This is a genomic window from Francisella adeliensis (assembly GCF_003290445.1).
Lineage (GTDB): Bacteria > Pseudomonadota > Gammaproteobacteria > Francisellales > Francisellaceae > Francisella > Francisella adeliensis.
The window spans coordinates 1040878-1054793 of sequence record NZ_CP021781.1 but is presented as its reverse complement, the minus strand read 5'-3'; the positions used below and the strand labels follow the sequence as shown (position 1 = coordinate 1054793).

Genomic DNA, 13916 nt, shown 5'->3' with positions numbered 1-13916 from the left:
TAGCTATACACAAAACTATAGAGTGCTTACATTTTCAAGTTTCTTAAATAGTAAATATCCTATGATATAATTAAACCTCTAGCTTAATAAGATTGACCTTTGTGAAATCTTACAAAGTGATAAAACATAAAATACTTGGCATAACTATGACAAAGAAACTTAGTTTTATAAATCAAAATACATTTGTAATATGTTTTAGGCTTCTGCTTTCTGCAATTATCGTTTTGATTGTTACACTAAACTTTAACCTGTATAAACCAATGTGGGGTATTATTGCAGCTTTATTTTTACAGTTACGCCCAGAAACAGGATTTGTTATAGAAAAAGCATTATGTCTTGTTGCAGGTACTTTTATAGGGATTGTAGTCGGTTGTTTAATCTTATTTTTATTTATTGGGCAGCCTATTCCTAGCTTTATTTGTTTAGTTATTTTTTTATGTGCATGTTCCCTTATTTCTGCAGGCATTAACCACTCTAATTTAGTATATGGAATTGCTTTAGGAAATATTACAACAATAATAGTTGTTTTATACTCTATCAGCGATCCACAAAATATAACTATAGTAAATGCTTTAAATTTTGCATCTGCTAGATTAATAGAAATATGTATAGGAGCTACGGCAGCATGTATATCAAGCTTTTTAATAAAACCCTATTCAGTTAAAAGAATATATCAAAACCATAGTAAGCAATTACTTAATGCTACTATTAAACATCTAATATCTCTTACTAGCACACAACCAAATAGTTTTTGTGTCAATTTAGCAACAAGAGATATTCTTGAATCAACAATAGCTATTCATAACGATAGTAGTGCTAGTATTTATGAGAAATTAGCTACTAAAAATAACCATGTTCTATTTTCAAATAAGGCTCTGCCTTTTTTAAGACTTATTAAAGACTATTGTAAATATATAGAATCAAATAATAGCTTAGAGTTTCAAAGCTATGCAGAAATTTTAAATGCTCAATTAAGTAAAATATCTCATAGTGATACAAAAAGTGTTATTAAAACATTAAGAAAATTCTCTAAACTCACAAATACTCCTATAGTTATTAAAAATATCTATCTAGCTTTGATAGAATTACTTTTGGCATATAATTCACTAAATAACTTTAAGAAACCACTTTATGAGCTTAAACTTAATAGGATAAAAAACTATTATAATCCTATTATTATTGCAACGGCTACAGCTCGAAATGTAGCAATATTTCTTGTATGTGCATTAATCTGGTCAATTTCAGGGGGAAGTTTAGGTATGCTTTTAGCTACGGCAATTATGACACTTCTATCACAATTGTTTGTGGGAATACCGAATGCTTTCTTGCTTGTTAAAAAAGTACTTATGGGATTATTGATTAGTGTCCCTATAGCTCTTATAGTTAAATTTTGTTTTATATATCAGTTTACCGAAAGCTTTAAACATTTATTGTTTTTCTTTTGCTTGGGATTATCTGCTGGAGTAGTATTATTATCTATATCTAAACTCCAAATGTATGGTTTAGGATACTGTTTAGGCTTTGTTTTTGTAGTTCAACCATCAAATCAAATGAGCTTTAATGTAACTCCTTCACTATCGATTTGTTTAGGTCTTATTTTTGGAGGAGGAGTTTTTTATGTCGTGTATAAGCTTTTACCAAATGCTCCTAACATAATTACTCAAAAATTAGCACTACTATCATTATATGGTGATTATAAAAAAATTGGTAAAACTATAACTACAAGAGAACAGTTTTCTATTAAGGTTGCTAAAAAGGCTTTATGTGTGTATAAATATCAGCTCCATGATAATTTTGAATCAAGCTATATAGTTAAAAGATTGCATAGGCTTCTTGAACGATCTAATAAAAAACTTGGTGATTTATAAAATAATGATTTTATTAAATTTAGTATAGACATTGTAGACAGAGAATATGAACCTTAAAAAGATTATTTACCTAAAAACTTAATAACTCTACTATGTAAATTATCCATTTCTTTAGGAATAAGTTTTGAAAAGTTTATGAATCCATGCACTAAACTATCAAAATGATAGTGTTGTACTTCAACATCATGTCTTAAAAGTCTTTCAGCAAATAGTAATCCCTCATCTTTTAGTGGGTCATATCCAGCTGTCATAACTAATGTTCTAGGCATGTTATCAAGGTTTTTTATATAAAAGGGTGATATTTCTGGTGATTTGGCATCTATATCATCTGGTACATAAAGTTCTGAATACCAAGTCGTTTTTGCTTTAGTTAATATATATCCACTCTCAAAATCTTGTAGGGATTTAGTCAGCATATGTGATAAATCTACAGATGGGTAAAGTATAATATTATTAGCAATATTTATTTTTTCATCTTTTATAAGATTATAACTAGCAAGTAGTGTTAAGTTAGCTCCAGCACTATCACCCATTAAGGTATAATTCTTTCTGGAAATATTATATTTTTTATAATGTTTATAAAAATATTCAGCAGCAAATTCTACATCATTAAGTCCTGCTGGAAATTGGTGTTCTGGAGCTAGTCTATAGTCAATTGCAAAAACAACTCGGTTAGTTGTAATCGCAATTTTACGACAAAAAGCATCAAATGAATCTAGAGTCCCAGATACGAATCCCCCACCATGTGAGAAAATTATAGCTTCAGGATTAGAGTCTGTGGTTGGTCTATATATTCTAACTGGTATCTCGTGAGCATCAGGATGCTTAATTGTTATATTTTCTATTCCAGATAGATCTAATTTTTCATAGCTATACAAGTCAAGTGTAGCAGCAGCTTTTCTAGTTGCTTCAATATCTTTTCTGTTATTGCCTTGATCGTACTTACTTATAAATGTCAGCAAATCTTTTAGTTTTGGAGGTATAGCTTTAATGCCTCCATATAAATCTGGTACTTTTTTAAGTATTTCAGTATCTCTAGCATCTTTAGTCTTTGAGTTATCTTTAGCAATAACCTGCAACCATGCTCGTTTATTTGGTGGTAAATTTTCTAAAGGAGTAGATAAATATCTAGCGATACCTAGTTCATGACAATCATTTTCAGCATAAAAAGATAAGTTATTTACTAGCCATGTTAGTAATGTTTCAGCTTTGGTATTATTTGTTTGACGGATTTCTAAAATATTATATTCGTTTTTAACATCATAAGACCATGGTACGAAATCTACTATAAAATTACAGCTTATATAGTTAAGCCCAGCCTCTCTTGCTAAAGCAAATTCAGGAAAAGCTGTCATACCAATTATGCCTCCTCCCATTGTTTGATAGCACTTGGCGTCAATTATAGTAGGAAACTGTGGACCTTCAATACATACATAACACTGCTTAAAATGAATTGGGAAATCAAAATCATTTTTTTTATGTCTTAATTCTTCAGCAATACTTTCTGTAACTGGCTTTGATAATGATACATAGTTCAATAAGCCTTGTTCACAAAAAGTAAATTCTCTTAAAGATCTAGTTCTATCAATAAACTGGTATGGAATAACCATATCACCAGGCTTTAAATCTTCTCGTAAACTTCTCACGGAAGATAGAGCTATTATACTTGTAGCACCATATTTTTTAAGGGCGTAAATGTTAGCTTTATAGTTTATCTGATGAGGTAGAATATTTTGTTCAAGACCTGTCCGGTTTAAAAATAATGCTTCTCGACCATCTACTTTAACCTTAAATAAACCATTTGAACATAGTCCAAAAGGAGTCTCTCTTGATAGCTCTTCTATAATCTCAAAACTATCAAATGATTCAAAACCACTACTTCCAATTATCGCCCACATACTAAGCCTTATTTCTTAAAGATTATTTAAATTCTGCTTCTAAGATCAATTCTTCATTACAACTTAATTCTAATATGAATGTATCATCAGGATTTATAATGCCAACACCTTTAGGAGTACCCGTCATTAATAAATCATTTTGGCATAGTGAGATATTACTTTTCTTAAGAAAATCTATAACCTGTTGTGGTTTATACATCATCAAATCATAGCTACCATGTTGAATAAGTTTACCATTTTTGTATGCTTTGAAACTTAAATAAGGAACTTTTGATTCGTCAATAGTTATGAAGTCACTAATAACAGCACTATTATCAAAACTTTTTGCTAGCTCCCATGGAAGTTTTTTAGCTTTAAGTTCTGATTGTAAATCTCTATCTGTTATGTCAAGACCAACACCAACAGCACAAATTTTACTACTTCGATCAAATGCGAAAACTATTTCACACTCATAATGTAATTCTCGTCCCTTTATTAATTTTAAAGATTTAGAAATTGCTGTATTCGGCTTGATGAATATCACTGGATTTGAAGGTATTTCATTGTTTAGTTCATTAATATGTTCAACATAATTTCTACCCACGCACACTACTTTAGAATTTGTAGTATTTATCATAATTTAAAATCTTCTCCTAAGTAAACTTTTCTAACTGTTTCATCTTCTAAAACTTCTTCAGGAGTACCGGAAGCTAGCATATTACCAGCATTTACAATATATGCTCTTTCACAAATATCTAAAGTCTCTCGAACGTTATGATCTGTAATAAGTACACCGATTCCACGATCTTTAAGGTGTCTTACTACTTCTTTTATCTCAATTACTGAGACTGGATCGACACCTGCAAAAGGTTCATCAAGAAGTATAAATTTAGGATCCATTGCTAATGCCCTAGCTATCTCCACCCTTCTTCTCTCACCACCTGATAAGCTCATTCCTAAACTTTTACGAATGTGTTGAATACTAAACTCATCTAATAATTCATTAAGTTTTTCATCTATTTGAACTTTAGTAAGTTCTTTACGAGTTTCGAGTATAGCTACAATATTGTCTTCGACTGTTAGTTTACGAAATACTGATGCTTCTTGGGGTAAATAACCAAGCCCTTTTCGTGCTCGAAGATGTATGGGCATTTTTGTTACATCCATATCTCCCATTCGTACTTTTCCTCTTGTTGCCGCAACAAGCCCTACTATCATATAAAAAGAAGTAGTTTTACCAGCACCATTTGGGCCTAAAAGCCCAACAATCTCACCAGTTGATACTTTCATTGAGACATTATTTACAACCCATCTAGATCCATATTTTTTACCTAGTCTTCTAGCTTCTAATGTGTATTTTTCCATTCTAAACCTTGTTTTATATAAGTCTTACGATTATCTATTTAGTAATTGTAGGAAGCCCTGTGTTAATTTTAGTTTGCTTTTCTACACCATCTAGAATTATGTTAGATCTTCTTTGCTTACTACCTGGAATATTGATCAAATCATGTTCAATATCATAAATTATTTTGTCACCTTTATATTGGTTTTGATTTTGATTTACTACAGCCTGTCTATGTAGATATAAATCTTTATTAATTATATCGTATGTTACTTGTTTAGCATTTCCCTTTAGAGGCCCTTTAGTTACTTTCTTACTTTCACTAAAGTCTGAATTAGCATCTATTGGATAAGTATAGAACTCAGAATTTTCAATACCCTCAGAATCCATTACCAGAGTTTTTATCTTTTTTTCTTGAGTTAATTGAATAGTTAGTTTTTGCCCAGAAATAAAATTACACTCCTTTTGTTTAGCGCATATCTTTTTAGCTTTAGTCATCCATTTCTCTTGTAATTGTTTAAAGCTATAACTTTTATCTCTCGTAAAATATTCTGAACTTTTTTTTAATTTTTTTGGCTTATGACAAAGTATATGTTGATTATGTACCTGCATTACAAAAACATTTCCGGTGTATATTAATGTACCTTGATTACCATCATAAAATGCTCTATCAGAACAAATAGTTAAAGGACCATAAGCTTTTAAGCCATTATTATTATCATTGTTTTCTTTTTCATTTGTAGCCACATTTTCTTTTTTTAAAGCTGATTGATCTACTCCTGTAAAGCTTTTAGAGTCCTGTATGTTTGGAGGTGCTAATTGTTCTGCACAAGAGATATTAACAGCACTAACAATTGATAAAACTGATAATGTAATCACTTTAGCCAAATGCATAATAGCTCCTTACATTATTATTTAAATTTATTTTTTTTGTTTCTGAGTTACCAAATACCCCATTTCCTGTTGTATTATTACCATTTTCAGGATCAAACATTTTAACAAACTTTGAAGTATAAAAATCTTTTGTTTCTGTATTGTAATACATTTCTGAAGATATAATATGTATCTTTTTAGGGGCTTGCTCATCTGATGTCTTTCCTTTTGAGGAGTCTGACGAATCACTCTTAGTATAAACTATTGAATTTACGCCATCATATAAATGAATAAGGTCTCCAGTTGTGATTTTTTGAGTTGTTGCATGATGAGATTTAAATTGCCATGTGATTTTTTGAGTCTCTGCATCATAGTTTTTTTCAATAATGTTTGTCGCTTTAGTATTTTGATTAACATATTGTTCTAATTTTTGAGCTATAAAATAGGTTGATAATTTTCCTCTCTCATCATAACCATTATAATGAAAATTATATGCTGTAAGTTCTACACTATCACCAGGATCTTTATCATTTGGATCACGCCCACCATCAAGAGCCCTGTCTCCTATATATAGTACTCCAACAGTAACAATAAGTATTGATGCTACATTAGATATGAAAGAATATTTAGTGAAAAATTTCATATTACTATTTTATTCCACCCTCTTTTAGGAAGCTCTGTAATACTTGTTCATATGCTCCAATATGTTTGATTAGATATTCACAAAATTCTCTAACAGCACCTTCGCCACCATTATTTTGACATCTTACATCAGCATAATCCTTAACAATATCCATAGAATTCGCTGGAGCTGCAGATATCCCAACTTTATTCATAAGAGTTATATCAGGCAAATCATCACCCATATAAGCAATTTGTGAATCGTTGAGACTATAACGAGTTTTTAGAGTCTCATAGGCTTTGACTTTATTTTTTTGTCCTTGAAAAATATCATTAGAATCAACACCTAGAGCAGATATTCTATCTGCAACAATTCTAGACTCTTTACCCGTTATTATCGCAATTTTAATACCTAGCTTTTGCAATAAAACCATACCTAAGCCATCTTTAACATCAAAGTTTTTATATTCATTACCATCATTAGAAATGATAATTTTACTATCTGTTAAAACGCCATCGACATCTAAAATTAATAGTTTAATTTCTTTGGAATTGTTTTTTTTCATAATCTATCCTAAAAAGAATGTTTACATTCAATAGGAATATTATCACAAATAAGAAAAAGACTGAATTAGTTAAGATAAAAGAGTTTAGATTATTTATAATTTTTTACTGATTTAACAATTTCTTTACGAGCAAATTCAGCATTATCCCAACCTTCAACTTTAACCCACTTACCAGAATCAAGGTCCTTATAGTGAGTAAAGAAATGTTCTATTCTAGCTTTAAGAGTATCAGGAAGGTCATCAATATCATTAATATGATCGTATTCTTTTGAAAGTTTTGGGCTAGGTACGGCTATTATTTTAGCATCAATGCCACCATCATCTTCCATTTTAAATACGCCAACAGCTCTACAGTTAATAACACAGCCAACAGCAAGTGGATATGGAGCTAAAACTAATACATCAATTGGATCACCATCATCATACAAAGTATTTGGAATAAAACCATAGTTTGCAGGGTATCTCATAGTTGAAGACATGAATCTATCAACTACTACCATATTGCTGTCCTTATCAAACTCATATTTAATAGGATCGCCATCATGTGGTATTTCTATAACCACATTAAAATCATTAGGAATATCTTTTCCGCAAGGTATGTTTTTTAACATATAGCTTATTTCTCTCCTGTATTTTTACTTGGCTATTTTATAAATCTCAGTCTATCATAAAAACCTTTGTATTTATAATGCATAAATATTAAAATACACATAGAAAATATAATAAATCAACACAGATATTCCAAAATCTTTTAAAAGGAGCCTTATGAATAAACTAAAGAAAATAGCAATTTTAGGAGCTACTCTAAGTTCAGCAGTAGCTATAGCTGCTCCAAACATTGCAGCTAACTCTGACCCATACTTCAACGGTGCTAGTGATGTCGCTCAAAAAGACATAATATTAAAACCAGTACAATTAGATTTAGATGCTGCTGCTTGGGTTGCTATGAATTATCGTACAGGTGATATTGTTAGCCAAAAAAATATGGATGTTAGAAGAGAGCCTGCGAGTCTCACAAAAATCATGACTTCATATATTGTTGCTAGTGAAATTAAGGCTGGTAATCTTAAGTGGGATACGATGGTTCCAATTAGTCATTCTGCCTCTGCTACAGGTGGCTCTAAAATGTATGTTGAAGCAGGTAAAAAAGTATCTGTAAGAGATCTTGTAAAGGGTATGGATATTGTATCTGGAAATGATGCAACTATTGCTTTAGCTGAGTTTATCGCTGGATCTTCAAATGCTTTTACAAATCTTATGAATCAAACTGCTAAGGCTATTGGTATGAATAACACTCATTTTGCTAACCCTGATGGATTACCTGGTGGAAATCAATATACAACAGCTCATGATATGGCAATGCTAGCTAGATCTTTTATTTATAATTTCCCTGAAGCATATGACATATACGGTGAAAAAGGTTTAGTATGGAATGCTACTAAACAACAATCTGTTTCAATTACTGACCGTAAAATGTGTATGCCTAAATTTGATAGATCAAACGGTATGGTAACTCAAAGTTATTCATCATCAAAACTTAACGATGAAGATAAAGATAAATGTACAAAACTATTCCCTAAAAGAGACAACTTTGTACTGCAAAATAACAGAAATAAACTTCTATTCACATTTGATGGAGCTGACGGTATGAAAACAGGTCATACTAATGCTGCAGGATACTGTTTAGTTTCATCTGCCACTCAAAATAAAGAAAGATTTATATCTGTAGTTCTAGGAACTAAAAGTTCTTCTAAGCGTGAGTCAGAATCTGCTAAACTACTTAGATATGCGTTATCTAAATTTGAAAATGTAGTTTTATATAAAGCAAATACACCTGTTACAGTGAGTGCAGACAATATCGCAAATGCTCAAGTTGGTCAAAAAATAACTGTATCTGCTGCTCAAAATATCTACAAGTCTGTACCTAGAAACTATCTTCCTTATTTAAAGCAAGGTGTAGCTTTTAATCCAAGTCTTAAAGCACCAATTGCTAAAGGACAAGTTGTAGGTAATATAGTAATTACAGTTAATGGTAAAGAAAAATTAGCTGAAGTTCCTGTTGTAGCAAAGAACAATGTTGAACAAAAAGGCTGGTGGTAATTCACCTAATATAAAAGGATATAATATGACTGAAAAAAATATTACAGATCAAAAAGAAACTTTCTTTGAGTTTCCTTGTCAATTCCCTATTAAGATAATGGCAAATCCTCAAAAAGAAACTACTGAAGCTATACTTAGTGTATTTGAAAAGTATGTTCCTGAACATGATAAAATTGATTTTAAAACTAAGGAAAGTAAAACGGGTAAATACATCTCTATAACAGCAATATTTCAAGCCGATAGCAAAGAACAGCTTGATAATATCTATAAAGAAATATCATCTAATCCTGAAGTTCACATGGTACTTTAGGTTATCTTATATTTTTCTAACTGATCTCTAATTTATATGGCACAAATTCACTATGAATATTAAAAAGCTTGGACTTCAAGATTATACGATTACTTTTAATCAGATGACAGACTTTACAGCTAAACGTAATGAAGCTACCGCTGATGAAGTTTGGTTTGTTGAACACCCTGCTGTTTTCACTCAAGGAAAGCATGGTAAACCTGAACATATTTTAAACTTAAATGGCATTCCTATAGTTGATACAGATCGTGGTGGACAAGTAACCTATCATGGTCCTGGGCAAGCTATAATATATTTTTTACTAGATGTGAAAAGAAGCAAGCTAGGTGCTAAAAGACTAGTATCTGCGGTAGAACAAGCCTGTATAAACATGCTCAATAACTACTATAATTTACAAGCTCATACTATAGAAAATGCCCATGGAATATACATAAATAACGCAAAAATTGCATCTTTGGGACTTAGAATTAAACAAGGTAAAACATATCATGGTATTGCCATAAACACAAATATGGATTTAAAACCATTTGATTACATTAATCCTTGTGGCTATAGTGGTTTACAGATGTGTCAAATTTCAGATTTTGATCGTTCAGTTACTATTGAAAGTGTCCAAGAACAATTCTTTGAAGAGTATCAAAAGTTAATAGATTCAATATGATTAAAGTTTTCTAGTTTCCACTCCCAGTTTGGTGATCCTACTTCTCCCGGTGTATTAAGTCGAGCAGTAACATTAAGTTGCAGTAAGTCTTGTACTGGTACTATTACAATATCAGCATTACATGAACACATGTATTTTAATATTTTTGAGATGATATTTTTATCATTAGCTTTGAAATATCTCTTGATAAGTTTCCGTTGCCACTTACTTAAATCATCATACCAGCCTTTCAGCGTGTTATTATCATGAGTTCCTGAATAAGCTACTATATTAGTATTATCAATAAATTGACCAGTCTTAAAGTCAAAATGGAACTGAAAAACTTTCATTCCTTTTAAACTATAATGATCACGAAGTTTAAGAACCTCTTTACGCAAATCACCTAAGTCTTCTGCTATGATATTAGCATTTGGTAATTTCTCATAAACAGTATCAAAAAACTTATAACCTGGGGCTTCAAGCCATTTACCATTAATTGCTGTTGTCTCTTGAGCAGGTATTTGCCAATAAGTATCAAAAGCTCTAAAGTGATCAATTCTAACGATATCAAAGAGCTTAAAGTTGCCTTTTAATCGTTCTATCCAAAAAGCAAAATTAGATTGTTCAAGCTTCTGCCAATCATATAAAGGGTTACCCCATAATTGTCCTGTTTCTGAGAAAAAATCTGGAGGCACTCCTGCTACGAATGTAGGCTTAAGGTTTTCATCTAGCTGAAAATACTGATGATGTTCCCAAATATCTGCTGAATCAAGCCCTAAATATATCGGTAAATCCCCCATGATTTCGATATTATATGAGTTTGCATATTTCTTAAGCTCAAACCATTGTTTATAGAAAATGAACTGTAGAAATAGCTGATAATCTATCTGTTGTTGGTATTGTTCTAAATCAATATTTTTATCTTTACACCAATACTTATAATCATCAGGCCAACTATGCCAAATATCATCATTATTAGCCTCTTTAAAAGCTTGAAATATAGCGTAATTTTTAACCCATTGATTATCTGCTAAAAAATCATAGTATTCATTTTCAAATTGGCTTTTTAAAGTTTCAAAACTCTCAAATGCTTTAGCTAAAAATTTATTCTTATGCACTCTTACAGCATCATAATCGACACTACAACTATTTGCATTGAAATTTTCTAGAGAATCTTTTGTTAAAAGCCCATAGTCTACAAGTTTATTTAAGCAAATATAAATTTCATCACCAGCAAATGATGAGCTTGATTGGTATGGGGAATTACCATAACCTAAAGGAGTTAATGGTAAAACCTGCCATATTTGAGTTTTATTTTTTGCTAATATATCAACAAACTTATAAGCATTTGAACCCAAGTCACCAATGCCATATTGGCTTGGTAAACTTGATACGGCTAATAATATACCTTTTATTTTCACAGACTAAATTTTCCAGATATCCTCATTATACTGACCGATAGTTCTATCTGAACTAAAGAAACCTGCTTTAGCTATATTCACCAAGCTCATTCTTAGCCAATGATCGCGATCTTCATAGTCATTAAGCATCTGATCTTTTACTTTAATGTACTCAACTAAATCAATTAAAGTCATAAACCAATCTTTATTTATTAGCTCATTAAAAAGCTCATTTAATTTATGTTTATTTCCGATTGCTAACATTGTTGGAGAAACTATAAAATCAACAATGTTTTTTATAATAGGATTATTATAGTAATCAACAGCTTTATAACCACTAGTTTTATATAGATTAATTATTGTTTCACTATCTTTACCAAATGTATAGATATTAGCGTCACCTACAAGCTCAGCAATCTCGACATTCGCCCCATCCATAGTACCTAGTGTAATAGCTCCATTAAGCATAAATTTCATATTACCAGTACCACTAGCTTCTTTCGATGCTAATGATATTTGCTCAGAAATGTCTGCGGCTGGAATTAGTTTTTCAGCTACACTTACATTATAATTTTCTACGAATAGCACTTTGATATGTTTGTTTACGTCTTCATCATTATTGATTAGCTCTTGTAAGCATAAAATCAAATGGATTATATCTTTTGCAATAGTATAAGCAGGAGCAGCTTTCCCACCAAATATAAAGTTTATTGGTCGTTTTGGTTTAGGATATAAGCCGAACTTTATCTCTAAATATTTATGAATGATATAAAGGGCATTCATTTGTTGGCGTTTATACTCATGCATTCTTTTAATTTGCACATCAAAAATACCGTTTGCATGCAGATTAACACCAGACGAATAACTCGCAAATTCTACAAACTGCTCTTTTTTAGTTTTCTTAATACTATCTAATCTCTCAAGAACAGACTTATCATTATGGTAAGCGAGTAATTTTTCTAACTTTTTAGAATCATTAATGAAATCACCACCCATTAATTCATGCAGATAATGAGTTAACTCTGGATTTGCTTGCTGTAGCCATCTTCTAAATGTAATACCATTCGTTTTGTTATTAAACTTCTCTGGATAAATATCATTAAAATGCTTCAGCTCAGTGTTTTTTAAAATTTCTGTATGTAATGCTGCTACACCATTAACACTATAACTATAATGAATACTCATGTGAGCCATGTGCACAACATTATTTGTATCTATTATAGCTAGCTCTTCTTGAGGGTATTCTTCTTTAGATTTTTTATCTAAATATTTAATTATATCAATAAGTTCTGTAGTCAAAACTTTTTCAAGATACTTTAATGGCCATTTTTCTAATGCTTCAGCTAGAATTGTGTGGTTAGTATACGCTACAGTTTTTTTAACTAATTCTAGAGCATTATCTATACTTATACCTTCTTTAACTAACTGTCTTACAAGTTCTGGAATGACTAAAGTTGGGTGAGTATCATTTATCTGTATAACAACATGTTCATTTATCTTTTCAAGTGCTTGCCCTTTTTCACGCATCTCTGTAAATATTAGGTTTACGGCATTGCTAACCATAAAATACTGCTGAAAAATTCTAAGTAAATGTCCATTTTCATCACTATCATCAGGGTATAAGAATAGTGTTAAATTTTTAGCAATATCCGTTTTATCAAAGTTAATACCCTTATTAATAATACTTTCATCAACACTATCAACATCAAATAAACATAGGTTATTTATAAAGCTGTTTTGAGAGCCAATAACATCAATATCATACATATTTGATATAAGGTTAAAATCTTTAAAAGCAATCTCGAAACTTCTTTTTTTATCATTCAACCAGCCTTCATTTTCAATCCATGGGTTTGGTTTTTCATCTTGAGAATGATCTTTAAAATGCTGTTTAAACAACCCGTAATGATAGTTCAAACTAACACCTGAAGCAGGAATTTCCAAAGATGCAATTGAATCTAAAAAACATGCAGCTAGACGACCTAAACCACCATTACCTAAAGAAGGTTCTGGCTCAAACTCTTCTATTTGAACAATGTCTTTATTATCAGCTTTAAGAATATCGCAAATATCATTATATACACCTAAATTGATTAAGTTACTTATTAACATCTTGCCAATTAAGAATTCACTAGATATATAATATAGTTTTTTATTAGCATTATTCGTAGCAATTTTATTAGCTTTACTTTTTGCATAAGTCATTAATGCATAGTATAAATCTTCACTATTTGCATTTTTAATATCACAACCTAAAATTTCTTCTAAGGATTGTTTGATTTGTATTTTGTTATCCATTTTAAACCTTATATAAAAAAG

General features: G+C 30.7%; 13 protein-coding genes. 4 read left to right on the top strand and 9 right to left on the bottom strand.

Annotation, left to right across the window (positions count from 1 at the left end):
* Positions 1–101 precede the first annotated feature (101 nt).
* Positions 102–1868, top strand: coding sequence for an FUSC family protein (locus CDH04_RS05095; RefSeq protein ID WP_112870001.1), 1767 nt, complete (start codon positions 102–104; stop codon positions 1866–1868).
* Between the two features lie 62 nt (positions 1869–1930).
* Here the strand turns inward: CDH04_RS05095 and CDH04_RS05090 are convergent, their stop codons facing one another.
* The 7 genes from CDH04_RS05090 to ppa form a co-directional block, all read right to left on the bottom strand.
* Positions 1931–3766 carry an alpha/beta hydrolase fold domain-containing protein gene (locus tag CDH04_RS05090; protein WP_112870000.1) on the bottom strand — a complete coding sequence of 612 codons (1836 nt, stop codon included), beginning with the start codon at positions 3764–3766 and terminating at the stop codon, positions 1931–1933.
* Between the two features lie 22 nt (positions 3767–3788).
* Positions 3789–4385 (bottom strand): fumarylacetoacetate hydrolase family protein, encoded by a 597-nt coding sequence (locus CDH04_RS05085; protein ID WP_112869999.1) that lies wholly within the window; start codon positions 4383–4385, stop codon positions 3789–3791.
* On the bottom strand, positions 4379–5110 hold the full coding sequence (gene lptB, locus CDH04_RS05080; RefSeq protein WP_112869998.1) for an LPS export ABC transporter ATP-binding protein: 732 nt from the start codon (positions 5108–5110) through the stop codon (positions 4379–4381). Before lptB ends, CDH04_RS05085 begins: the two co-directional genes overlap by 7 nt.
* Before the next feature lie 34 nt (positions 5111–5144).
* The gene (locus CDH04_RS05075; RefSeq protein WP_112869997.1) at positions 5145–5981 is read right to left on the bottom strand and encodes an LptA/OstA family protein; all 837 of its coding nucleotides are present in this window, start codon (positions 5979–5981) and stop codon (positions 5145–5147) included.
* The gene (gene lptC / locus CDH04_RS05070) at positions 5968–6603 is read right to left on the bottom strand and encodes an LPS export ABC transporter periplasmic protein LptC (RefSeq protein ID WP_112869996.1); all 636 of its coding nucleotides are present in this window, start codon (positions 6601–6603) and stop codon (positions 5968–5970) included. Before lptC ends, CDH04_RS05075 begins: the two co-directional genes overlap by 14 nt.
* Before the next feature lie 4 nt (positions 6604–6607).
* Complete coding sequence (locus CDH04_RS05065; RefSeq protein WP_112869995.1) at positions 6608–7147, bottom strand: KdsC family phosphatase; 540 nt, start codon at positions 7145–7147, stop codon at positions 6608–6610.
* 89 nt (positions 7148–7236) lie between these two features.
* A complete protein-coding gene (ppa, locus tag CDH04_RS05060) occupies positions 7237–7758 on the bottom strand; it encodes an inorganic diphosphatase (protein ID WP_112869994.1) in 522 nt (173 codons plus the stop codon).
* 154 nt (positions 7759–7912) lie between these two features.
* On the opposite strand from ppa, the gene CDH04_RS05055 reads away from it, so the two are divergent.
* Genes CDH04_RS05055 through lipB form a run of 3 tightly spaced genes read left to right on the top strand, consistent with a single transcriptional unit; the run spans position 7913 to position 10218 of the window.
* Positions 7913–9247 (top strand): D-alanyl-D-alanine carboxypeptidase family protein, encoded by a 1335-nt coding sequence (locus tag CDH04_RS05055; protein ID WP_112869993.1) that lies wholly within the window; start codon positions 7913–7915, stop codon positions 9245–9247.
* Between the two features lie 25 nt (positions 9248–9272).
* On the top strand, positions 9273–9557 hold the full coding sequence (locus CDH04_RS05050) for an HP0495 family protein (protein WP_112870902.1): 285 nt from the start codon (positions 9273–9275) through the stop codon (positions 9555–9557).
* A gap of 52 nt (positions 9558–9609) precedes the next feature.
* Positions 9610–10218 carry a lipoyl(octanoyl) transferase LipB gene (gene lipB, locus CDH04_RS05045; protein ID WP_112869992.1) on the top strand — a complete coding sequence of 203 codons (609 nt, stop codon included), beginning with the start codon at positions 9610–9612 and terminating at the stop codon, positions 10216–10218.
* On the opposite strand, the gene malQ is transcribed toward lipB, so the two are convergent.
* The gene (malQ, locus tag CDH04_RS05040) at positions 10194–11618 is read right to left on the bottom strand and encodes a 4-alpha-glucanotransferase (RefSeq protein ID WP_112869991.1); all 1425 of its coding nucleotides are present in this window, start codon (positions 11616–11618) and stop codon (positions 10194–10196) included. The genes lipB and malQ overlap by 25 nt on opposite strands.
* 3 nt (positions 11619–11621) lie before the next feature.
* On the bottom strand, positions 11622–13895 hold the full coding sequence (gene glgP, locus CDH04_RS05035) for a glycogen/starch/alpha-glucan family phosphorylase (RefSeq protein WP_112869990.1): 2274 nt from the start codon (positions 13893–13895) through the stop codon (positions 11622–11624).
* Positions 13896–13916: the final 21 nt, after the last annotated feature.